Origin of the sequence: Hyphomicrobium sp. MC1, assembly GCF_000253295.1 — a bacterium.
Lineage (GTDB): Bacteria > Pseudomonadota > Alphaproteobacteria > Rhizobiales > Hyphomicrobiaceae > Hyphomicrobium_B.
In genome coordinates this window covers 1040392-1062512 of the sequence record NC_015717.1, presented here as the reverse complement: position 1 = coordinate 1062512, position 22121 = coordinate 1040392, and the positions used below count along the sequence as shown (strand labels likewise).

20 protein-coding genes are annotated in these 22121 nt (G+C 60.2%); 8 read left to right on the top strand and 12 right to left on the bottom strand.

From position 1 onward, the window contains the following. Window positions 1-4: 4 nt before the first annotated feature. The 6 genes from HYPMC_RS05055 to HYPMC_RS05030 all read right to left on the bottom strand — a co-directional run bounded on the left by HYPMC_RS05055 (window position 5) and on the right by HYPMC_RS05030 (window position 7082). Window positions 5-487, bottom strand: coding sequence for an SUF system Fe-S cluster assembly protein (locus tag HYPMC_RS05055; protein ID WP_013946737.1), 483 nt, complete (start codon window positions 485-487; stop codon window positions 5-7). 12 nt (window positions 488-499) lie between these two features. After that, complete coding sequence (locus HYPMC_RS05050; RefSeq protein WP_013946736.1) at window positions 500-1783, bottom strand: cysteine desulfurase; 1284 nt, start codon at window positions 1781-1783, stop codon at window positions 500-502. Between the two features lie 30 nt (window positions 1784-1813). Further along, complete coding sequence (gene sufD, locus HYPMC_RS05045; protein ID WP_013946735.1) at window positions 1814-3151, bottom strand: Fe-S cluster assembly protein SufD; 1338 nt, start codon at window positions 3149-3151, stop codon at window positions 1814-1816. Between the two features lies 1 nt (window position 3152). Continuing rightward, on the bottom strand, window positions 3153-3908 hold the full coding sequence (gene sufC, locus HYPMC_RS05040) for a Fe-S cluster assembly ATPase SufC (protein ID WP_041300729.1): 756 nt from the start codon (window positions 3906-3908) through the stop codon (window positions 3153-3155). Between the two features lie 72 nt (window positions 3909-3980). Further along, entirely contained in the window at window positions 3981-5450 is a 1470-nt protein-coding gene (gene sufB, locus HYPMC_RS05035; RefSeq protein ID WP_013946733.1) for a Fe-S cluster assembly protein SufB, read from the bottom strand. A 54-nt stretch (window positions 5451-5504) separates the two neighbouring features. Further along, a complete protein-coding gene (locus tag HYPMC_RS05030; RefSeq protein WP_013946732.1) occupies window positions 5505-7082 on the bottom strand; it encodes an aminotransferase class V-fold PLP-dependent enzyme in 1578 nt (525 codons plus the stop codon). 304 nt (window positions 7083-7386) lie between these two features. Here HYPMC_RS05030 and HYPMC_RS05025 point away from each other — a divergent pair, with 304 nt between their 5' ends. Beyond that, entirely contained in the window at window positions 7387-8169 is a 783-nt protein-coding gene (locus tag HYPMC_RS05025) for an alpha/beta hydrolase (protein WP_013946731.1), read from the top strand. A gap of 16 nt (window positions 8170-8185) precedes the next feature. Here the strand turns inward: HYPMC_RS05025 and HYPMC_RS05020 are convergent, their stop codons facing one another. Then, a complete protein-coding gene (locus HYPMC_RS05020; RefSeq protein ID WP_013946730.1) occupies window positions 8186-9325 on the bottom strand; it encodes an anhydro-N-acetylmuramic acid kinase in 1140 nt (379 codons plus the stop codon). Window positions 9326-9459: 134 nt separating this feature from the next. Here HYPMC_RS05020 and tyrS point away from each other — a divergent pair, with 134 nt between their 5' ends. After that, complete coding sequence (gene tyrS, locus HYPMC_RS05015) at window positions 9460-10716, top strand: tyrosine--tRNA ligase (protein WP_013946729.1); 1257 nt, start codon at window positions 9460-9462, stop codon at window positions 10714-10716. Between the two features lie 9 nt (window positions 10717-10725). Here tyrS and HYPMC_RS05010 read toward each other — a convergent pair whose 3' ends face one another. Next, window positions 10726-14481 carry an AsmA-like C-terminal region-containing protein gene (locus tag HYPMC_RS05010; RefSeq protein ID WP_013946728.1) on the bottom strand — a complete coding sequence of 1252 codons (3756 nt, stop codon included), beginning with the start codon at window positions 14479-14481 and terminating at the stop codon, window positions 10726-10728. 167 nt (window positions 14482-14648) lie between these two features. On the opposite strand from HYPMC_RS05010, the gene bcp reads away from it, so the two are divergent. Together bcp and HYPMC_RS05000 are read left to right on the top strand one after the other, a co-directional pair. Next, window positions 14649-15116, top strand: coding sequence for a thioredoxin-dependent thiol peroxidase (gene bcp, locus HYPMC_RS05005; RefSeq protein ID WP_013946727.1), 468 nt, complete (start codon window positions 14649-14651; stop codon window positions 15114-15116). Window positions 15117-15352: 236 nt separating this feature from the next. After that, complete coding sequence (locus tag HYPMC_RS05000) at window positions 15353-15892, top strand: polymer-forming cytoskeletal protein (protein WP_013946726.1); 540 nt, start codon at window positions 15353-15355, stop codon at window positions 15890-15892. A 128-nt stretch (window positions 15893-16020) separates the two neighbouring features. On the opposite strand, the gene HYPMC_RS04995 is transcribed toward HYPMC_RS05000, so the two are convergent. From HYPMC_RS04995 to HYPMC_RS04985, 3 genes are all read right to left on the bottom strand, one after another. Continuing rightward, on the bottom strand, window positions 16021-16560 hold the full coding sequence (locus HYPMC_RS04995) for a GNAT family N-acetyltransferase (protein WP_013946725.1): 540 nt from the start codon (window positions 16558-16560) through the stop codon (window positions 16021-16023). Between the two features lie 40 nt (window positions 16561-16600). Continuing rightward, the gene (locus HYPMC_RS04990; protein ID WP_013946724.1) at window positions 16601-17011 is read right to left on the bottom strand and encodes a hypothetical protein; all 411 of its coding nucleotides are present in this window, start codon (window positions 17009-17011) and stop codon (window positions 16601-16603) included. Window positions 17012-17138: 127 nt separating this feature from the next. After that, window positions 17139-17786 carry a MarC family protein gene (locus HYPMC_RS04985; protein WP_013946723.1) on the bottom strand — a complete coding sequence of 216 codons (648 nt, stop codon included), beginning with the start codon at window positions 17784-17786 and terminating at the stop codon, window positions 17139-17141. A 224-nt stretch (window positions 17787-18010) separates the two neighbouring features. Between HYPMC_RS04985 and HYPMC_RS04980 the strand changes: the two genes are divergently transcribed. Both HYPMC_RS04980 and HYPMC_RS04975 read left to right on the top strand, forming a co-directional pair. Continuing rightward, window positions 18011-18298 carry an usg protein gene (locus HYPMC_RS04980; RefSeq protein ID WP_013946722.1) on the top strand — a complete coding sequence of 96 codons (288 nt, stop codon included), beginning with the start codon at window positions 18011-18013 and terminating at the stop codon, window positions 18296-18298. 309 nt (window positions 18299-18607) lie between these two features. After that, complete coding sequence (locus HYPMC_RS04975) at window positions 18608-18796, top strand: hypothetical protein (RefSeq protein ID WP_013946721.1); 189 nt, start codon at window positions 18608-18610, stop codon at window positions 18794-18796. A gap of 67 nt (window positions 18797-18863) precedes the next feature. Here HYPMC_RS04975 and HYPMC_RS04970 read toward each other — a convergent pair whose 3' ends face one another. Further along, window positions 18864-19877, bottom strand: a complete 1014-nt coding sequence (locus HYPMC_RS04970) for a DUF4118 domain-containing protein (protein WP_024275537.1) — start codon at window positions 19875-19877, stop codon at window positions 18864-18866. A gap of 248 nt (window positions 19878-20125) precedes the next feature. On the opposite strand from HYPMC_RS04970, the gene HYPMC_RS04965 reads away from it, so the two are divergent. Beyond that, window positions 20126-20506 (top strand): DUF930 domain-containing protein, encoded by a 381-nt coding sequence (locus HYPMC_RS04965; RefSeq protein WP_013946719.1) that lies wholly within the window; start codon window positions 20126-20128, stop codon window positions 20504-20506. A gap of 154 nt (window positions 20507-20660) precedes the next feature. Continuing rightward, window positions 20661-22115, top strand: a complete 1455-nt coding sequence (locus HYPMC_RS04960; RefSeq protein ID WP_013946718.1) for a multicopper oxidase family protein — start codon at window positions 20661-20663, stop codon at window positions 22113-22115. The last annotated feature ends 6 nt before the right edge of the window (window positions 22116-22121 follow it).

Below are 22121 nucleotides of genomic sequence, written 5' to 3'. Positions count from 1 at the left end.
CACGTCAGAACATTCCAACCGCAAGCCGCGCTTCGTCCGACATCCGGCTTTGATCCCAGGGCGGATCGAACACGATATTGACCCTGGTTCCAGCGACGCCCGGCACGGCATTGACGGCGTTTTCAACCCAGATCGGCATTTCACCTGCGACCGGACAGCCCGGCGCCGTCAACGTCATGTTGACCACGACATTGCGGTCGTCATCGACCTCAACCTTGTAGATCAAGCCCAGTTCGTAAATGTCCGCCGGAATTTCCGGATCGTAAACCGTCTTGAGCGCGGCGACGATATCGTTCGTCAGCCGCTCGATCTCTTCCGGCGGGAGTGCCGATGCATTGCCGTCACCCTTGGGGGCACCATCTGCCGATACGACACCCGCTGCTGGGTCCGGCGCAACGCCACCGTCCGGCGGCAACGTCGGCGGCGCATCGAGCGCCTCCACCGCCGTCTTCAATGCCTCGCGGTCTTCGATTTGCTTCCCATCCATTCGGAAGCTCCTTTACGCGAAAAGATCATGCGCCTTGGTGAGCGCGGTAACCAGCGCATCAGCCTCGGCTTTTGTGTTGTACAACGCGAAGGACGCGCGGCAGGTTGCAGTCACGCCCAGGCGCTCCATCAAGGGCTGCGCACAGTGATGCCCCGCCCGGATCGCCACACCCGAACGGTCGATGATCGTCGACACGTCGTGCGGATGCAGCCCATCTATCGTGAACGAGAAGATCGCGCCTTTGCCCGGCGCCGTGCCGTAAAGTTTGAGCCACGGCAGCTCCGCCAGCCGCTCGGCGGCATAGGCGCCAAGCTCCGCTTCGTAGCGGGCGATTTTCTCGCGCCCGATCTGCATCATGTAATTCAGCGCCGCCGCCAGCCCGACCGCTTCGACGATCATCGGCGTGCCGGCCTCGAACCGGTGCGGCGGTTCGTTATATGTGACGTTATCGAGCGTTACGCTTTCGATCATGTCGCCGCCACCTTCGTACGGCGGCATGGACTGCAACAACTGGCGCTTTCCATACAGGACGCCGATCCCCGACGGGCCATAGGTCTTGTGCCCCGTGAAGACGTAGAAATCCGCATCGAGATCGCGCACGTCGACGCCCATGTGCACGGCCGCTTGGCTGCCGTCGATCAGCACCGGCACGCCCTTGGCGTGCGCGATACGAATGATCTCCTTCACCGGATTGATCGTGCCGAGCACGTTCGACATATGCGTCACGGCAACAAGCTTCGTGCGCGGCGTAATAAGCGCCTCGAGCTTGTCGATTATCAGCTCGCCGCGATCCGTCATCGGCGCCCATTTCAGCACCGCACCGTTGCGCGCGCGCAGGAAATGCCACGGCACGATGTTGGCGTGATGCTCCATGATCGTGATGACGATCTCGTCGCCCTGTCCGATCCTCGGCTCACCGAATGACCGCGACACGAGATTGATCGCGCTCGTCGCATTGCGCGTAAAGATAATCTCGTCCGCATGCTCGGCGTTGAGGAACCGGCGCACCGTCTCGCGTGCGGCTTCGTATTTATCCGTCGCTGTGTTCGACAGGAAATGCAGCCCGCGATGCACATTCGCGTACTCGTAGCGATACGCGTGATCCATTGCCTCGATGACGGACAGCGGTTTCTGCGCCGACGCTCCATTGTCGAGATAGACGAGCGGCTTGTCGTTCACTTCCCGAAACAGGATCGGAAAATCCGCGCGAATGCGCTCGACATCGTAAGGCGCGCCGGTGAGCCCCGCCTGCGACGCGGCGCTTCGGGAAGCGGCAATGCTGGCTTCATGTCCCATATGTTATCCGCCCAGACTTTCGGCCCTAAACTATCGGCCCGCCGAGCGCCCGAGCCACTGCGTAGCGTAAGCCGCTAGCGCACCTCGAAGCTGCTCGTTTTCAACCTTCTCGATGGCTTCACCAATAAAGGATTCGATCATCAGCGCCCGCGCCTCTTTCTCCGGAATGCCGCGCGAACGGCAATAGAACAGAAGATCGGGATCGAGTTCCGCCGCCGTCGTGCCGTGGCCGCAGACGACGTCGTCGGCGTAAATCTCGAGCTCAGGCTTCGAATCGAATTCGGCATCTTCCGACAGCATCAGCGCTTGCGACATCTGCTTACCGTCAGTCTTCTGCGCATCAGGGCGAACAATGATCTTGCCCTGGAACACGCCACGACCGTGATCTTCCAGCACGCCTTTGAATAGTTCGCGGCTCTCACAGCGCGGCACCGCATGATCGACGACGAGCGTCGTATCGATATGCTCCGCCCGCCGCGCGAGATAGGCGCCGGAGAGATCGATCTTGCCGCCCTCGCCCTCGAAAATGACGTTGAGGCCATTACGCGCCAGACCGAGCCCAGCCGAAAACTGGAAGCTGCGATAAGTTGCATCGGCATCGAGCGTTACATCGCAATTCGACAGATGCAGAGCCTTCCCCTCATCGACCGCGACCTTTGCATGATGCAGCGTCGCGCCCTTGCCAACGACGACATCCGTCAGCGCGTTGAGCTGCACGTCCTGCTCAGCGCCCGGCAGAACGACGTGCGCTTCGATCACGCTCGCCGACGCACCGGCTTCAACCGTCACGAAATTGCGCACGGCAACTGAAGAAGCCTCGGCGCCTGCTCGAACGAAAACGATCAACAGCGGCTTTGCGACTGACGCGCCTTCCGTCACGCGCACGACGGCGCCGTCGGTCATGAAGGCCGTATTGAGCGTTTCAATCGCATCGCCGCCCTCCGGAGTGGAAACGAGAGCCGCACTCACGTCTTCCGTCGCCGTTGCCAACAACTCGCCAAGCGCCGCAACCTCGAAGCCTGCCGCGTCGGCAAAATCGCTAAGCCCTGCCCGATGGTGACCATTCACGAAAACGATCCGATGCGCATCGACGTGGGCCAACGGCCCGAGCGCCACAATCAATTCCGCGATCGTCAACGGCGTTGCGTCGTCGAGGGCAGCGGGAAAGATGTCTTTCACGTTGGCGCGAAGATCGGTGTATTTCCATTCCTCGATGCGCCGATGAGGCAGGCCAAGGCCACTGAAAGCCCCGATCGCTTGCGCGCGCCGCTCACGCACGACATCGGTTCCCGGCAGCTTTCCGGCCGCAGCCTCGAAGCTTTCCGAAATGGCCTGTTCGGCTTTCGTCTTCATCACTGCAACGTTCATATTAAGCCGCCTTGTGCGTGTATTCCGCGTAGCCGGACTTCTCGAGTTCGAGCGCCAGCTCTTTGCCGCCTGTCTTCTGGATGCGGCCATCGGCAAGGACGTGCACCTTGTCCGGCACGATATAGTTCAACAGCCGCTGATAGTGCGTAATGACGACGAACGCGCGGTCCTTGTCGCGCAGGGCGTTGACGCCCTCAGAGACGATGCGCAGCGCATCGATGTCGAGACCGGAATCGGTTTCATCGAGCACGCACAGCGTCGGCTCCAACAGCGCCATCTGCAGGATTTCCGAGCGCTTCTTCTCGCCGCCTGAGAAGCCCACGTTGACAGGGCGCTTCAACATATCCACGTCGATGTTGAGCTTCGCGCCCTTTTCCTTCACGAGCTTCAGGAACGCAGGCGTCGTGAGTTCCGCTTCACCGCGCTTCTTCCGAACGGAATTGAGCGCCGTGCGCAGGAACGTCAGCCCGGCGACGCCCGGAATTTCCATCGGATACTGGAACGCGAGGAAGACGCCCTTCGCAGCCCGCTCATCGGGTTCCATGTCGATGATCGACTCGCCGTTCCAGAGAATGTCGCCGCCGGTGACCTCGTAGCCGTCGCGGCCAGCAAGAACATAGGCAAGCGTCGACTTGCCCGATCCGTTCGGCCCCATGATCGCGTGCACTTCGCCCTTCGGCACTGTGAGCGACAGGCCTTTAAGAATCTCACGATCTTCATCCGCGAGCTTCACGTGCAGGTTTTTGATTTCAAGCATTTCAATAACCGTTTCTACAAACTTGAATTCTGATTTCGTCACAGCTGCGCGGGCGGTCACCCTCAGCCACGATCAACCAACCGAGCCTTCCAGCGAAATGCCGATCAGTTTCTGGCTCTCGGCCATGAACTCCATCGGCAACTGCTGAAGCACGTCGCGCACGAAGCCATTGACGACGAGCGCCACTGCTTCTTCCGACGAAAGCCCGCGCTGGCGGCAATAGAACAGCATGTCGTCCGAGATCTTCGACGTCGTCGCTTCGTGCTCGAAGTGCGCGCTCGAATTCTTGGCCTCGATGTAAGGCACCGTATGTGCACCGCACTTGTCGCCGATCAGCAGCGAGTCGCAGTTCGTGAAGTTGCGCACGTTCGTTGCTTTCCGATGCGCTGAGACAAGACCGCGATAGGTGTTCTGCGAGAACCCCGCCGCAATGCCCTTCGAAATGATCCGGCTCGACGAGTTTTTGCCGAGGTGGATCATCTTCGTGCCGCTATCGACCTGCTGATAGCCGTTCGATACCGCAATCGAATAGAACTCGCCGCGCGAATAGTCGCCGCGCAGAATGCAGCTCGGATATTTCCAGGTGATCGCGGAACCCGTCTCGACCTGCGTCCACGAAATCTTAGAATGATGCCCGCGGCAATCGCCGCGCTTCGTCACGAAGTTATAGACGCCGCCCTTGCCCTGCGCATCGCCCGGATACCAGTTCTGGACGGTCGAATACTTGATCTCGGCTTCATCGAGCGCGACCAGTTCGACGACCGCTGCGTGCAGCTGATGCTCATCACGCATCGGCGCCGTGCAGCCTTCCAGATACGATACATATGCACCCTTGTCGGCGATGATCAGCGTGCGCTCGAACTGGCCCGTCTGCTTCGCATTGATGCGGAAGTACGTCGAAAGCTCCATCGGGCAGCGAACACCCGGCGGCACGTAGACGAATGAGCCATCAGAAAACACCGCCGAGTTGAGCGCCGCGTAGAAATTGTCCGACTGCGGCACGACCGAGCCCAGATACTTCTTCACCAACTCGGGATGCTCGCGCACCGCTTCCGAGATCGAGCAGAAGATCACGCCAGCTTTCTTCAGTTCATCCTTGAACGTCGTGACGACCGACACGCTGTCGAACACGGCGTCGACCGCAACGCGCGAACCCTGCACGCCGGCCAGCACTTCCTGCTCTTTCAGCGGAATGCCGAGCTTCTTGTAAGTCTCCAGCAATTCCGGATCGACCTCGGCAAGGCTCTTCGGCCCCTCGGTCGATTTCGGCGCGGAATAATAATAGAGGTCCTGAAAGTCGATCTTGGGATAATGGACCTTCGCCCACGTCGGCTCCGTCAGCGCCTTCCAGCGCGTGAACGCTTCGAGCCTCCAGTTCAACAGCCACTCCGGCTCATCCTTCTTGGCCGAGATGAAACGAACCGTCGATTCATCGAGGCCTTTCGGCGCCGTGATGCTATCGATTAGCGTCTCGAAACCATACTTGTACTGGTCGACATCGATCTTGCGAACTTGATCGATCGTCTCCTGAACAGCAGCCATTTCTTCGTCTCTCTATTTACGCACCGCCTCACGACGGCACTTGAAATCTGATCTTTACGCAGCGAGCGCCGGTGCGCCCGCGATTGTCTTCCAGGCGGCTAGAAACGCCGCGATATCATCTTCGGTCGTCGTCGGGCCGAGGCTGACGCGGATGGTGCCCGCTGCGATGTCCGGCCCCAATCCCATCGCCTCCAGAACATGGCTCGCGCCGACTTTGCCCGATGAGCACGCCGACCCCGCACTTACTGCGATGCCTGCAAGATCGAGCCGAATAACGAGCGTTTCCGCAAGCTTTCCGGGAAGCGCCACCGCCGTCGTATTGGCGAGACGCAGTGCACCTTCACCAACGATGACCGCATTCGGGCTGACCCGCTTCAGTTCGGCTTCGAGCTTGTCTCGCAACGCGCCGACCGCTTCGATCGAAGCCAGACTGCGAAGCGCAACTTCGGCAGCAGCGCCAAAGCCTGCAATCGCCGCAACGTTCTCTGTCCCAGCGCGACGGCGACGTTCCTGCCCGCCGCCCCTGATAAGAGACACAAGGTCCACATGGTCACGATTGACGAGTGCGCCAACCCCTTTCGGGCCACCAAATTTGTGTGCGGAAATCGCCAGCGTATCGACATCGAGCGCGGCGAAATCGATCGGCATCCGGCCCACCGCCTGCACCGCGTCGACGTGCATTTTGATACCGTGTGCCCGGGCAAGTTCGGCAATCTCGGCGACCGGCTGGACGACGCCGGTTTCGTTGTTGGCCATCTGAACGGCAATGACGGCCGGGCCGGTGAAACTGCGCGACGCGAGCAGCGCAGCGATATCCTCAACTTTGAGCCTGCCATCCGTGCCGATCGGCAGCATCACAAGCTCGGCGTTTGAAGCCCGCGCAGGTGCAAGCACCGAATCGTGCTCGATGCCGCTCGTCAAAATCGTCGCCCAAGGCTGCGACAACGCCCAAGTGTTGGCTTCGCTCGCACCGCTCGTAAACACGATCTCGGACGACTTCGCGCCGACCAGACGCGCGACGCTCTCACGCGCCGCTTCGATGACAGAGCGTGCACGACGGCCTTCCGCGTGCACCGACGATGGATTGCCGGCAACATCGAGCGCCTCGATCATCGCGGCTTTCGCCTCCGGCAGAAGCGGCGCCGTCGCGTTGTAGTCGAGATAGGTTCGCGGACCGTCCGCGCGTGCAAACGGCAATCCGCGGCTGGCAGCCGGACGGGCTGACATTCGGCCGCCTGCTACGACGTCAGCAAGTTTGACCGAACTCAAAAACTTCCCCGTCGCGTCGCTCAGCGCACTCCACAGCCCATGCGTCACGCACGGCGTCGCAACCGAACAGCGCGGATCGTTGTGCGAGCAGCGGGTGAAACGCGTGTCTTCCTCGACCGCGTCCATCACATCGGCGACGGAAATCTCATTTGCAGGCTTGGCAAGACGATAGCCGCCAGAGCGCCCGCGGGCGCTCTCAACTAGCCCAGCGCGGCGCAACGGCACAAAAAGCTGTTCAAGATAGGAAAGCGGCAAGCTCTGGCGCTCAGCCACGACCGACAGCGGTGTCGCACCTTCATCGGCATGCCCGGCAAGGTCCGCCATGGCCATGACCGCATAACGGCCTTTGGTCGTTAGTTCCACGTATTAATCCCCGGACTATCGTCGCCCCAAGCGGCGGCGGAATCCTTCACCACGCATCCTTAGCTTGCATCCGGCACCCCGGACTGTGCTAAGAGACCCGCCCTATCGGAAGGGCCCTGCGTTTTTGAACGCCAGCCCCTACATTTCGAACGGTTCTAAGGTTATGGAAATCCTGAGCGCTGGAGTCAAGGATTGAGAATTCGAGCCACAAGGATTTGAACGCCAAAACGCCGCAGGTCATCCTGGCGGCGGCATCCAGCCTCCGAATGCAGCCCAATTTCACACGAGCGAGACCGAGTAACGAATGCCCGAACTCATAATAAATGGCCCAGGCGGACGCCTTGAGGCCCGCTACCACCACGAGAGCAACGCGGATAGCCCGATCGCGCTCATCCTGCACCCCCACCCACAGTTCGGGGGCACGATGAACAACCAGGTGGTCTACAATCTCTACCACACGTTCGCAGCGCGGGGCTTTTCCGTGCTTCGCTTCAACTTCCGCGGTGTTGGCCGCAGCCAGGGCGTTTGGGACGGCGGCCCCGGCGAACTCGCCGACGCAGCCTCCGCGCTCGACTGGCTGCAGCTCGTCAAGCCCGACGCCAAGACCTGCTGGATCGCCGGCGTGTCGTTCGGCACCTGGATCGCAATGCAGCTCCTGATGCGCCGCCCGGAAGTCGACGGCTTCATCTGCGTCGCGCCCCCGTCGAACCTGTATGACTTCTCGTTCCTCGCGCCGTGCCCCTCTTCGGGTCTCATCATCAACGGCGATATGGACCGCGTCGTCCCGACCGCTTCGGTTGCCGAAATGGCGGCGAAGGTGAAGGTCCAGAAGGGCATCAAGATCACGCACGAGGTCGTGCCCGGCGCCAACCACTTCTTTGAGAACAAGACGGAAGAACTCGGCAATATCGTCGGCAGCTATCTCGACGAGCGCATGGTTCAGTTCGAACTCGATCGCGAGCGCAACAAGGAACGCGAGCGTGAGCGTGAGCGTGAACGTCAGCGCCAGCGCGAACTTGAACGGCTCGAATCCCAGAGCGCACCCGCTGCCGGCGCAGGCGGCGACGAAGAAAGCGACGACGAATAACGCCGTCTTACGTAGCTTAGTGAATGACGTGAGCGGTGGGTTCAGCCCTGAGCCCGCCGCTCATTGGTTCTGAAACGCCCGTCGTGCCCGGAAACGTAATCGGCAGTCCGAGCGTCGAACGAACAGCCAGATAGGCCCACGCCTCCGCTTCCAGGCTATCGCCATCAAGGCCGATTGCTTCCGCTGGAACGACGGCATGATGCACCTGCTCCGCCAGCATCCCCATAATGGTCTTGTTGCGCCGGCCACCGCCTGCAACGACCCACAACTCCGGTTCGCTCGGCATGTGCTCCCGCGCCTTCGCAATCGAGCGCGCAGTAAAAGCCGTCAGCGTCGCAGCTCCGTCTTCGATGCCCAAGTGCTGGACGGCATCGAGCGCAAAGGCATTGCGATCGAGCGACTTCGGCGGCGTCTCGGCGAAATACCCATCGCTCAGCAAGGAAATGATCGCATCTTCGTCGACCTGCCCCTGACCCGCCGTCACGCCGCCGGAATCGAGATAGGCGCCGGTCTTGCGCAACATCCAGTCATTGATCAACGCATTGCCGGGTCCAGTATCGAAAGCCAGCAGAGAGCCGTCGCGCCCGATCCACGTCAGGTTCGCGACCCCACCGATATTGACGATCGCGACCGGCCGCTGCGGCAGCTTTGCCGTCAACGCCCGGTGATAGGCTGGAACGAGCGGCGCACCCTCTCCGCCCGCATCGACATCGGCCGCACGCAAATCATAGACGACCGGACAGCGCGTAAAGTTCGCCAGCAGATCGCCAAGCCCGAGTTGCACCGTCAGGCCAATCTCCGGCCTGTGCAGCACCGTCTGGCCATGAAAGCCGATCACATCGACCGACGAGCGTTCGATGCCCGCCTCCTTGAAAAACTGCGCGACCGCAATGCCGTGGGCTTCGGTCAGCGCCCGTTCCGCATCCGCCAGAGAATACGGTCGCGCATCGCGAACATGCAGATCCCGCGCATCCGCTATGGCGTTGACCAGCACGCGGCGCATGTCATCGTCATAGGGAAACGTCATCGCCGGACCGCGGATCACGTGATCTTCCCCGTCCGTATCGATCAACGCCACATCGATGCCGTCGAGCGATGTTCCGCTCATCAGCCCCACCGCTCTCATCAACTTGCTCATCGCGACCTTCCCGTGCATGGTGCCGCCCCGCGGCGCAGGCCGCAAATCATCAAGTGGCGCAGCCGCAAATAGAAAGCGGCCACGCCGCATACTAAAAAGCGGCACAGCTCAAAACATAGCCCGCGACGACTGAAGTGAAAGCCTGAATTGCAATGACGACACCGAATTCCGAATTTCTTAAGACTATGACCGAGCGCGGATTTTTCCACCAGTGCTCCGACATCGAGGGCCTGGACAAGCTCTCGGCCGATGGCCGTATTGTTGCTTACGTCGGATACGATTGCACGGCGCCGTCTCTCCATGTCGGCTCGCTGATCTCGATCATGATGCTGACCTGGTTGCAAAAGCTCGGCGGCAAGCCCATCGCCCTGATGGGTGGCGGCACGACCCGCGTCGGCGATCCATCCGGCAAGGACGAGACGCGCCAGATGCGCACCATCGATGAGATCGAAGCCAACAAGAACGGCATCAAGCAGGTTTTCGAGAAGTTCCTGAAGTTCGGCGATCAGGGCTCCGACGCCATGATGGTCGACAACGCCGAGTGGCTCGCGCCACTCAACTACATCGACTTCCTGCGCGATGTCGGCCGTCACTTCTCGGTCAACCGCATGCTGACGATGGACTCGGCCAAACTCCGCCTCGAACGCGAACAGGAGCTGTCGTTCATCGAGTTCAACTACATGCTGCTTCAGGCCTATGACTTCGTCGAGCTGAACCGTCGCTATGGCTGCAATCTGCAAATGGGCGGTTCGGATCAGTGGGGCAACATCGTCACCGGCATCGACCTTGGCCGCCGCATGGGCGTGAAGGATCAACTTTATGCGTTGACCTGCCCGCTGCTGACGACGGCGTCGGGTGCCAAAATGGGCAAGACCGCTGCGGGCGCCATCTGGCTCAACGAGGCGCAGCTGTCCGCCTACGACTACTGGCAGTTCTGGCGCAACACCGAAGACGCCGACGTTGCCCGCTTCCTGAAGCTCTTCACGTTCCTGCCGCTCGATGAAATTGCCAGGCTCGAAAAACTGTCGGGCTCCGAGATCAACGAAGCAAAGAAGGTGCTAGCGACCGAAGCCACCGCGCTGCTGCACGGTCGCGACAAAGCCGAAGCTGCCGCCGAAACCGCGCGCAAGACCTTTGAGCAGGGCGCGCTCGCGTCCGATCTGCCGACCATCGAAATCCCGCGAAACGAACTCGATGCCGGCATCGGCATTCTGGTTGCGTTCGTGAAAGCCGGGCTCGTTTCGTCGAACAGCGAAGCGCGCCGGCAGATTCAGGGCGGCGGCCTGAAGGTCAACGATGTAGCCGTCACAAGCGACAAAGCCAGCCTCACCCCAGCCGATGCGAGTGCATCAGGCTTTATCAAGCTGTCGCTCGGCAAGAAAAAACACATCTTGCTGCGACCGCACTAAAGGAGTGGTCTAGTGGTTGGTCGTCGTCGATGACCAGCCATCGACCTGTGCCTCGGCCTTTGGCGCTTTTTTCTTGGCCTTCGACTTTGATCTCTTCGTCTCGGAAGACGGGCTGGGTGATACGACCGGAACCTGCCGCTTGGCGGCATCGCGAACTTGGATGGTCGGGTCCATCGACGTCATCTGGAAGATGTCACGGAAGATGCCCGGCGCAACCAGTGAGAACGGGTTGACGATGACTTGCGGGGCGTTCGTTTGCCCTTGCACCGCGAAGGTCATGCCAAGAACGCCCTCACCCTGCGTGCCTGACAGGATCTGTCCGATCACCGGAATGTCGCCGAGCGCACCGTTGAGGCCTTGCAGCGGAATATACGTGCCGCCGATGTTAACCCGCTTCGTCCGGAAATCGACCTTGCCGCGCAGCGTCGCGCCGAGCAGCGGTCCTTTCAGATAGGCTTCCTGCAACACGAATTGTCCGTAGCCGACGGAAAACGGCGCGCGCATTCTATTGAAATCGAACACTTCGCGCACAACGTGATCGTTGCCGCCGATGGCGGGGCGGCCGCTGTCGGCGCTGCTTGCGAGTTCCGTAATGACGGGATCGCCCAAAATCCTGAAATTATCGACGACGAGAAGGCCGGTCTTTTCTGCCGGTCCCGAACCGTCGAGCGCCACGTCGAGACGCATGCGCCCGCCCTGCATGTTCGGATAGAAGTTGACGAGCTTCATCACCTGCCCGGCATCGCTCGACGTCACGATCAGATGCCGCGAGCCCGTGCTTTTATCAAGTGTCGCAACGAAATTGCCCCCGCCATCGAGCGTTCCCCTGGCGTCCAGGCTCGACAGGTTGCCATTCCGCATTTCGGCTTCCAGCTTGAGATTGCGCAGCGATACATCCGAACTGCCGATGACGTTGGTCAGCGAGATCGAAGCATGGGAGCCGCCCGAAGCAGCCTTTGCCGTGCGATCCGGCCCATCCCCGACGCTGAAGAGCGATTTGAAGAAATTACGGCCGTCGTAATTCGAACCGTTGATGTTGACCGTCCAGAAGTCGTCCTTGCTGCGCGTGCCGTCGATATCGAGTTTCGAAATGACGTTGAGGTTGAGATCGGGAAATTCGAATTCCTTGATCTTGTTGTCCGGGCCGAACACGACCTTGCCGTCAGCCGCGATGTTGTCGCTCAGCACCTTGAAATTCTGCAGCTCCGTGTCGCCGTCAGGCGTCTTCACGACATCCATATCGAGCGACGCCGTCCGGCCGGGCGCCTTGCGCCACTGAAGCTTGTCGAGCGTCATCTCGGCGCCGGTCAGATCCGCATGCACCTTGATTGCAGGCTCCGGCCGATCGCCCTTCTGGTACGTCACCTCGACGGGTACAACGCCGTGCACCATGTTGTTGACGTCGAGCCCGAGCTGCGTCCTGTCTGCCTCGTCAAGCTTGGCGACGATCTTGAGCGGCGGCTGGTCACCGGCATCCGGACCGAGCAGCCGCTGTCCCACGACTTTTGCCGGAACGCCATTGACCAGAAGATCGCCCTTCGCATCGAGCGACGTTGCCGTGAGATTGAGGTCGAGCGAAAAGTTCTGCACGTCGAAGCGCCCGGCAACCTTGCCGAAACGCCCATCCGTAATGCGCGCCTTGCCGGTGATGGCCATGTCGTCGCCGCTGACGCCGTCGTAGAATGGCATTTTAATCAGGAACTGCGCATTGACCTTGCCTTCGCCGGCTTTCGGCAACGGTGAAGCATCGCGAACGGCTTTGATCGGAAGCTGCTCAAGCGCTTCGATGAAGGGACCGAGATCACCGGTCGCTGTGAGCGCGATCTCGCCGTTCGGACGCGGCGACAGAATATTGTCCGTCGTCATGCTTCCATCTTTGAGCGGCACCTGCTTCCCGTCCGGCAGTGTCAGTGTTCCTTCTGGGACGGCAACCGACAGGATATTGTTTTCCAGATGGATCGAAGCCTTGGGAGCCGCGATAGGCGGGATACCCGGCAGCGTCGTAAGGACGACATTCTCCGCCTCGAAATCGGCATTGGCCTGTTCCGTTGCGGTCTGCACAGTGCCGGGCTCGATGCCACCGACGTCACCGTTTGAAAACTTCAGTGTCCCGCCTTTGAAATCGACGGACTTCACATTCTCGCCGAACCACTCGCGCGGCCCGGTCGCCACCGCCCGCGGCCATAGCGCCTTGAGCGTGTTGAGCGGCATCGGCGAAACATGGAACTCCGCCGACATGCTCTGGCCCTGTGGCCCAGCTTGCATCTTCGCTTTGACCGTCGCCTCGCCGCCACCGCCCGCGAGTTGAAATTCGCTTAGATCGACGGAACCACGCCGCGGAACGATCGTACCGGTCGCGTTCCACTTGTCGATGGTGACGGGGGGAACTTTGAACTCGGGCGCTTCAAAGACACCATTCTTGCCGTCGAGACTGAACTGCCACGTCGGCGGCTCCGTCCCCTTGGCCACATCCGCCATGTTGCCGGTAAACATGATCGTGCCATCGGCCCATTTGACCGGGCTCGGCTTGAGCTCCCAGCGCTTCTGCTTGCCGTCGTAGGCAAGCTTGAAGATACCGGCCGTAACGTCCATCGGCTGAACCATATAGGGCAGCCGCGCCCGGCCTTTGCCGACTTCGACAGAAAGGTCCGCGGCTTCGATGTTGCCGACCGTCGAAAGGTCTACGGTCGCGTCGCCCGAAACCGGAAATTCGAAGTTTCCGAGAAGCGCGAGCGGCGGCGCAGCCGATGCCAGCGTCGACGGCACCAGACCGCGCACGGTCGCTTTGACCTCGAGCCGGCCCATCTGTTCGCTTTCGTCCGTCAGGAACGAGAGCGACCATGGCCCGCGCGCAGACGCGACGGTGGCGCGCCCCGAAATCACGCTGCGCTTGGCCGCATGATCGAAATCGACACTGGCCTCGTCGATCCGCCAGGAGCTGCGCTGTCCTTCGTAATCGACGACGACGGTGGCGTTCGAGATGCCGAATTCCGTCAGGTAGGACGTCGCATCGAGACGTTGCCGCGCCCGCCGCGAAGACTCGGTCAGCATTTTCGCGAGATTGACTTTCGTGCCCTTCGCGCCGTGCTGTGGCACGATCGTCGTACCGGAGACCACGGCAGGCGCCTCGCCCGTCGCTGGCTGCACTCCTGTGTCAGTTCCGGGATGCAGCGGCATCGGTTTGGGAATGGCTCGCTCGAACACAAACCCGGATTGCTCCGAATAGGCGAGCGCAATAATCGGATCAATCAACTCGATGCGGGCCGGCACGATGCGGCCCCGCATCAACGCCCCCATCGAGATATTCACGGCCGCGAGCGGCGACGACAGCACGACATCGCCGCCCTTTTCGAGCACGCTGACATCCCGCAGACGAAATTCGAGCTCTCCCGTCTGCCCAAGCCGCAACTCCGCGCCATCGATCTTCACCGAGCTGGTAACGAGTTCAGCGTTGATCCCCTGCTCAATCGGAGCGACGACGAAATCGAACGCGATCGGGCCGTGGCGCAAGCGCACATACAAGACGCCAATAGCGATCGCCGCGAGCAGCGTAAGCGGCATCACGAGATAGAACATGACGCGGCACCCGCGAAAGAAATGCTTGGCGCCCTTCGCCATCGCAGTGTCTTTCCGCGGCATGGGCGGCGGCGAGGCCGAGACCTCGCGCTGCGGGATGGCCGACAGGCGTTGCGAAGCGTTTTGCTGCGCGTTTTGGTCAGCGCCGCGCCGAACAGCAGCGCGCCCGCCGGTTACCGGTCTCGTCAACTCCGCTCCTCAAAACCCCCAACCGGCCAGTTGCGGGCCGGTCACCCGTACTGTAGCTCGGAACGAACAGAAAATGCTTTCAATAGAAGGTCTAAACTCTCTGGCCCCCTCTCAGGCATAAAGCCAGCTACAAGGGTCAAAAACGACAAAAGAAAGGCACTTTCAAGATGATCGAGGACGGCAAAAAGGCGCCCGACTTCACGCTTCCCGACGACACTGGGGAAAAGGTCCGCCTCTCCAAGCTCAAGGGCCACCCGGTGGTCGTTTATTTCTATCCCAAGGACGACACCTCGGGCTGCACACAGGAGGCCAAGGACTTCACCTGCCTCGCCGACGATTTCGCCGCGGCCGGAGCAGAGCTGCTCGGCATTTCACCCGACAGCCCGACCAAACACCAGAAGTTCAAGGCGAAACACGAGTTGTCCATCCGCCTGCTCGCCGACGAGCAGAAAGAGGTCGCTCAAGCCTATGGCGTATGGGTCGAAAAATCGATGTACGGGCGCAAATACATGGGAATCGAGCGTTCGACGTTCCTCATCGACGGCAGCGGCAAGGTCGTCAAAAGCTGGCGCAAGGTGAAGATACCGGGACATGCCGAAGAAGTTCTGGCGGCCGTGCGCGCGCTCAAAATATAACCATACTGCGCATAATCATTACGACCGTTGATCTTCCGCCACACTTCTCGCTCAAGAGAGTGCCTTGCGACGTCGCGCCGGGGAATTTCCGGTGGAAAGCCTCGGGCGACACGGTGGACCAACGTTGGAAAAGTGCTACGCGAATCAAACGCGCTCGTCGCAAAGCGATGATGTGATGCGTTGAGTCGTTTCGGGTGCGGATTGTTGCTTAAGTTGTGTCAGAGGGAAGTCCGAGCATGTTGCCAAATTTCCGCCGTTCCGAGCCTGAGTTGTCGAAGTCCCCGACGCTGGCATCCGCTACATCTGAAACGGCCACGCCGACGCCTCCCGCCCCGGTGTTTCAGCCCCGTCCATTCCTGACCGTTCCCCGCGCCGCCGCCGAGGGTCCGAAATCGGTCTCGGTGATTGGCGCCGACCTCACCATCACCGGCAATCTCATCTGCAAAGGTGAAGTCCAAATCGACGGCATCGTCGAAGGCGACATCGAAGGCAGCAATGTCGTCATCGGCGAGGAAGCCACGATAAGAGGCAGCATCACCGGAGATGAAGTCATCGTCCGCGGCCACGTCGTCGGAACCGTCCGCGGCAAGCGCGTGATGCTGCAGACCACCAGCCAGGTCGAAGGCGACATTTTCCATCAGTCGCTGTCGATCGAACAGGGCGCCTTGTTCGAAGGCAAGTCGCGCCGCACCAAAGACGATCCGCGCACGGCAGAAATCAAGGCGGAGCCAATCGGCTTTGTCATCCCAGCGCAGCCGCCTGAATTGCCGAACTGAGAGATCACAAAAGTTTACACGACCCCAAACCCCCAGAGGCCCTTCCCCCAGAGGGCTTAACTTCACCTTTCCGGCCGCCTGTTTGTACCGCTTAGTCGGCGGCCGGAAAGGCTTTCAAATCCCAATTTTCACAAGCTGCGCGCCAAGAAGACGAGGCTACCATCCGGCCCGGCCCGCGCCACCTCCTCAAAGCCGTTCCGATTGTAGAAGCTGACGTTCGCAGCCCCCACGCTCGTCACGACGTGCACGCCGGGCACACCCGCCGCCTGGGCATCGACGATAAAACAACTAATCAGCCGCCCCCCGATCCCTCGATTGCGAAACTCGGGGCTGATGTTGACGTGGAGATGCGCCGGATAGCGCTTCGTCTGCGCGCCGAGCATCGCGAAATACGGAATATCGGCAAACCGCGGCGTCTTCGCCGGATCGTCGATCGCGCCGACGAGATAGCCGATGATCCTGCCGCCGCCATCCCGCGCCAAATATGCAAACGCCGGATCGTGGACCAGATAACGTCCCAGCCACCGCTCGCGGAACGCAGCTCGTGCTGCGTCGCTCGGAAACGTTTTCGTATTGCTCGATTCAAAAAAGATGCGGTCGATCTCGGCCACCCTTTCAGGCGTCAGATCGATATCGCGGTATCGGCAAATCGAAACGGTCTCGGACATCCCTGCGCCTTAGCACACGGCGCGAAAGTCCACATCCCAATCAACCGGCAGCGTCGACCGCCGCCACGAGCTGTCTGCGGAACGTCGGCGGCAGGTCATACGGAATAGCCTGCTTGAACGGCGGCACATCGTTCGACGCCTTGACCGTCGGGTTCGGCGAAATCGTGCTCGCCGGATTTGCCCCGCCGTAGTTCGGGCTGAACGGCTGGCTCGGATCGTCCGGCAATTGCCGGATCGTTGCTGCAGGTGCGGCCTGCACCGGCAAACCATCACTCTCCATCTGCACGGCCGGCCCCTGCGCAACGTAAGCCGTCGGCGTCGCACTCGCGGAATAGCCGTTGCCTGTATTGGCGCATCCGCCCGCCGAAAGAGCTGCCGCTCCGGCTGCAAAAGATGCAAGCACCGCGCGCACGGACGGAGCCGCCGGACGGTGAAAAGAAAACGCGGACATCACATACGCCTTCGTCAACGCAACAAACGCTACGCAAGTTCAACAGTTGTCCGGGATTGAAACAGCCAGGCGTTAAAGGCGCCCTAACGGCCGCCAGCTTTTGAAGCCGCTCGGGTTGCCGAGGTCTCTAAGAAAGCTTGGCTGCAGCCGGGATCAGCCCCGACGCCAGGATGCCATTGAACAGCGCCTGCACCGCAATCGCCGCCAGCAGAATTCCGAACACGCGAATGAGCACCCGTTGCGCCGTGATACCGAGGACGTGGTTGAGTTGATTGGCCATCATCAGCAGGACCAGCGTGATGATCATCACCACGACAAGGGTGATGGCGACGACAGCCAACCCCAGCGGCTCGCCGTGGACGTTGGCGGCCAGCAGGATACCTGCGCTCATTGCGCCAGGTCCTGCGAGCAACGGCGTCGCCAGAGGAAAAACCGCAACGTCATCGCGCGATTGTGCTTCCGCACCTTCCGGAGCCGTAAGTTTTATCGATCCGCCCGGCCGCGCAAAAATCATGTCGAGCGCAATCAAGAGCAGGATCACGCCGCCCGCCGCCTGCAGCGCCGCCAGTGATACGCCGAGCTGGCTGAGGATCGGACCACCCAGCAGCGTAAAGAACGCCAAAATACCGGAGGCGATCAGCGTCGCCCGCACCGCAATCGCTTGACGCTCGGCATAGGCCATCTTTGGCGTCAGCGTCGCAAATAACACCGCGGCTTCGATTGGACCGACCGTTGCAAAGAACGTCGTGAAACTTTTGAGGGCAATCTCAAGCATCCGGCGACGCTACCTTCCAATCGAAACAGCCATCGGCACAGCCGTTGACGCACATCCAGTCAGCGGTCCGCACAGCACTTCGGCAGAAACCGCCAGCACTCGAATAATGCGTTTGCTAGCAATGTATTTTCGCACATCTTCGCAATGGACAAGGAACGAATCTCACTTGATCATCATCATTCTAGGGAGGGCGCCCAATCACCTAATTCAAAGGAGATTGCTACGTGACCGAACGGGAAATGTCTTGCGATAACGGTTTCCGGGCTCAACTTGCAGGGTTCAGCCTGACGACCGCTGAAATCCTCTACCGTCTTCCGGACCATCCTTCGCTGCTGCAAAGCTATATCTGGCAGGAATACGACGCCGCGCCGCGTTTTCCGAAACTCAAATCGTTCCTCGATTTCTGGGTCGCCAAGCTCGAAGGCAAACTTTATCGCGTGACCGTAGCCCATTCCGAATTAATAAGGCCGCGCGAATTACGGCTCATTGGATCGGAATTGAAGCTGCATTGAGTTGGGCGTTCGCGAGTGCGAGAGAGCGCGCCTTATATCTGCGGCAGAACGATGAACGAAAGCGGTCGGCCTTTCCGACCGCCACAATGAGCGCGCGTCTCTCCGCCTCTGCCCGCAGAACGAAATCGACTTTACAAAAGGGTAAGTACCTCCTCCTTACCGCTTCGGTTTAGCTTCGCGCCGTCGCACGAAATATTTCATTGGGTGGGACTAGATCGCAGCCGACACACACTTGGATCTGCGTTGGCGGGGCATCTCGCAAGCAGCGCGCTCCAGGCTGTCTCGACGGGATCAATTGAGGAGAAAATCATGAAGTTTTTTCTGGCAGTCGCCACAGTGGCGACATTCGCTCTGGGCTCTCAAATCGCAAATGCCGCTCCGAGCGTCGCTGCGCTCGACGGCATTCACGGCTCAAGCCTCGTTCAGAAGACGGGCTACTATCATCGCCATCGCCATTGCGTATGGCGCCACGGCCACCGCCACTGCTGGTGGCGCTGAGCTTCGGTCAATCCGAAACTCAGTTCTTGAGGCGGCGCGCAAGCGCTGCCTCTTTTTTTGGGAATTTTTATTTCTCTGTTTTGACAGGAATGACGACGACCACGGCCATGCCCGGCGACCTCGGCTCAAACGAAAGATCGCCATTGAGCTGAGCTGCGAGCATGCCCATCAGACGGTTGCCGATCCCGCCGTTCGTGACGGTTTCGCTTCCCACGCCGTTGTCCGCGATGGTGAGCGTGTACTCCAATCCGACGCGTCGAAAATAGACCGTAATATGCCCTTGGCGCTGTTCTGGAAACGCGTGCTTGCAGGCGTTGGTAACAGACTCGTTGATGATCAGCCCAAGCGGCACAGCCTTTTCCAGGCTAATCGAATGGCTTTCGACCTCGCAATCGAGCGCGATTGGCCGCATCGCCAGCCGCGAGAGGCGAAGATCGGCGCACAGCTCGCCGATATACGCCCGGGTATCGACGACGACCCGATCGTTTTGAAGCTCCAATCGGCGATGCACCCGCGCAATCGTCTGAACACGTTCCGCCGCGGATGCCAGCGCCTCACGCGCCTCGGGGTTGGCGGACCGAGACTGAAGATTGAGCAACGTCACGACATTGGCAAAGTCATTGCGCGTGCGATGAGCAAGCTCATTCAGCAGCAAATCGCGATCCCGGACAGTATCGCGCGCCTCCTCTTTTTCCATCGCCAGCGCCACAAGCCCGCTATGAAGGGCTTCGACAACGGACGAAATCGCAAAACCGATGACGATAAAAAGGACCAATCCGCCTTGATCGCGTGCCTGCAGAATGTCGAGCGAATGGTGTGGCGACAGAAAAAAGAAGACGCAGGCCATCGCGCTCAATATGGTCGCAAGAAATCCGTTCCCACGGTCGAACAACATCCCGCAAACGAATACGACGGGAATGAAGGTCAGAAACGGATATCGATCGACCGTTGAGCCATCCAACGCGAGTTGCACCAAAACCGTTAGCGCCACGAGAAGCACTGTGATTGCGTAGCGCAGCACCTTCGGAATGGTGCGAGCAGCAAGCGCAGCCCGGTGAATAGTAGCGACCCATGTATCCATGCGGATTAATACGCACCGGCGGCCGAAATCGTTCAAGTGCTCATATAGACCGTTCGAACAATCGTCCCGCAATGCAACCGAGGGCGCCCCAGCCGCGTTAACGCCGATCAGCGTCGGATTTTCCCTTCCCGAAGCCACGAGAGCCCTGTCCACACTACGCCCCGTGCCGGCATAACTTTTTTGACGCCAGCGACGAGGGGCGTTAAGTCGGGTCCGTCCGCAGCGTGACGCGCGACGAGGGAGGGGAAATGCATCTGTGGTTGCGACTATTGGCACTCATCGGCTTGATTACGCCGGCATCTGCGGCGTCCATGGACAAGACGCTGATGAAGCTCGAACCTGAAGAACGTGCGCATCAGGCGTGCATTCTGCGCGGCATGGACACGCTCAAGCGCGCCAAAAAACTGAAAAAGATCGACCGGCTGAAAACGAGCATTCTTTCCCGAGCGACATTCGACGGTGCTACCGTAGTCGCCAAGGGCGCGGCCGTTCGAGCCGACGGCCACTGGTACCGGCTCAAGTTCACCTGCACGGTTGGCGAAAACCAGATGACAGCCACATCCTTTACGTACGATCTCGGGACCGAAATTCCGGAAGACCGCTACGAAGACCTGGGGCTCTGGAAATAATGGCAATCAACCCGATGCAGCCCCACGCCCACACGGACGATTGTTTCATGTCAAAACCGCGGATCGCCGATCTATACGAGGCTATTGAGTAATCGTTCGCACATTTGGCAAACTCGCGAACGAGCTTCGTATTGCTGCCTTCACGAGAAATGCCATGCTCCTCAATCGCCGCACGGTCATCACATCGGCTCTGGCAACTGCCGCGGCTGGCTTGCTCCGCACGCCGACCTTTGCTGCCGAAACGCCCGCTACGGTCTTAAGGTTGCAGCGACGTGAAATCGATATGAATGGCAAGTCCGCCTCGGTTTATCGCATCGCCCAGCCAAACGGCGTAAGCGGATTGACGACCGGGATTGGCGAGCGCTTTCGCGTGCGCGTCGAGAACCAGATCGACAAGCCGAGCCTCATTCACTGGCACGGCTTGACCCCACCCTGGCAGCAGGATGGCGTCCCCGGCATCTCATCCCCCGCCATTCCGCCTGGCGGCAGCGCCGACTACGATTTTTCGCTGAATTTTGGCGGCACTTTCTGGATGCACTCGCATCAAGGCTTCCAGGAACAACTTCTGATGACGGCGCCGCTCATCATCCACGACCAGCGCGATACGAAAGACCAGCAGGAGGTCGTGCTGATGCTGCACGACTTCAGCTTCAAGTCGCCTGAAGAGATTTACGCATCCCTGCGCAAGCCGGGCAACATGAGCGGAATGGCGATGCGTGGTATGGATATGTCCGGCATGGACATGAAGGACATGTCGACGCCCGGCATGCAGATGGGCAAAACCGGTGCGCACGCAGTGCCGGACCTCAACGACGTAACGTATGACGCGTTTCTCGCCAACGACCGCACGCTGGCCGATCCCGAGGTGATTAAGGTAGAACCCGGCGGACGCGTCTTGCTGCGCGTCATCAACGGCTCGTCGATGAGCAATTTTCACCTCGATCTCGGCGCACTCTCCGGCAAACTGATTGCCGTCGATGGCTTGCGCATCCAGCCCGTATCGGGACAGCGTTTCCCGATAGCGGTCGCGCAACGCCTCGATATCGAGCTTACGATACCGGCCGGCGCCGCAGCGCATCCCGTTCTTGCCATCCTCGAAGGCGCGGCAAAGCAGACCGGCATCGTGCTCTCGGCAGGTGCGGCAACCGTCTCGCGCATTCCCGATCAGGCTGCACAGCCTTCACCCGCATTGACGCTCGATCTGGAACGCAATCTGAAAGCACTCGATCCGCTCGCCCCTCGCAAGCCTGATCGCGTCCACACCATCAACCTGACAGGCGATATGGCGACCTACGTCTGGTCGATTAACGGCGTGCCCTGGACGAAGGATGTGCCGCCGCTTGCCATTGCTCAAGGCGAGCGCGTCGAGCTGATCATCATCAACAAGAACCCGATGCCGCATCCGATGCACCTTCATGGCCATCCGTTCCAGGTCGTGGAAATCGACGGCCAGCGCTTTTCTGGTGCCAAGCGCGATACGGTCCTCGTTCCCGAGAACGGCCGTGTCGTCGTCGCGTTTGATGCCAACAATCCCGGCTGGTGGGCGTTCCACTGCCATCTGCTCTATCACATGGCAGCAGGCATGTTCACGACGCTGCGATATGTTTAACGGACG

Coding starts and splice junctions, on each gene's coding strand:
- HYPMC_RS05055 (WP_013946737.1), bottom strand. CDS start 487: ATGGATGGGAAGCAAATCGAAGACCGCGAGGCATTGAAGACGGCGGTG.
- HYPMC_RS05050 (WP_013946736.1), bottom strand. CDS start 1,783: ATGGGACATGAAGCCAGCATTGCCGCTTCCCGAAGCGCCGCGTCGCAG.
- sufD (WP_013946735.1), bottom strand. CDS start 3,151: ATGAACGTTGCAGTGATGAAGACGAAAGCCGAACAGGCCATTTCGGAA.
- sufC (WP_041300729.1), bottom strand. CDS start 3,908: ATGCTTGAAATCAAAAACCTGCACGTGAAGCTCGCGGATGAAGATCGT.
- sufB (WP_013946733.1), bottom strand. CDS start 5,450: ATGGCTGCTGTTCAGGAGACGATCGATCAAGTTCGCAAGATCGATGTC.
- HYPMC_RS05025 (WP_013946731.1), top strand. CDS start 7,387: ATGCCCGAACTCATAATAAATGGCCCAGGCGGACGCCTTGAGGCCCGC.
- HYPMC_RS05020 (WP_013946730.1), bottom strand. CDS start 9,325: ATGCACGGGAAGGTCGCGATGAGCAAGTTGATGAGAGCGGTGGGGCTG.
- tyrS (WP_013946729.1), top strand. CDS start 9,460: ATGACGACACCGAATTCCGAATTTCTTAAGACTATGACCGAGCGCGGA.
- bcp (WP_013946727.1), top strand. CDS start 14,649: ATGATCGAGGACGGCAAAAAGGCGCCCGACTTCACGCTTCCCGACGAC.
- HYPMC_RS05000 (WP_013946726.1), top strand. CDS start 15,353: ATGTTGCCAAATTTCCGCCGTTCCGAGCCTGAGTTGTCGAAGTCCCCG.
- HYPMC_RS04995 (WP_013946725.1), bottom strand. CDS start 16,560: ATGTCCGAGACCGTTTCGATTTGCCGATACCGCGATATCGATCTGACG.
- HYPMC_RS04990 (WP_013946724.1), bottom strand. CDS start 17,011: ATGTCCGCGTTTTCTTTTCACCGTCCGGCGGCTCCGTCCGTGCGCGCG.
- HYPMC_RS04985 (WP_013946723.1), bottom strand. CDS start 17,786: ATGCTTGAGATTGCCCTCAAAAGTTTCACGACGTTCTTTGCAACGGTC.
- HYPMC_RS04975 (WP_013946721.1), top strand. CDS start 18,608: ATGAAGTTTTTTCTGGCAGTCGCCACAGTGGCGACATTCGCTCTGGGC.
- HYPMC_RS04970 (WP_024275537.1), bottom strand. CDS start 19,877: ATGGATACATGGGTCGCTACTATTCACCGGGCTGCGCTTGCTGCTCGC.
- HYPMC_RS04965 (WP_013946719.1), top strand. CDS start 20,126: ATGCATCTGTGGTTGCGACTATTGGCACTCATCGGCTTGATTACGCCG.
- HYPMC_RS04960 (WP_013946718.1), top strand. CDS start 20,661: ATGCTCCTCAATCGCCGCACGGTCATCACATCGGCTCTGGCAACTGCC.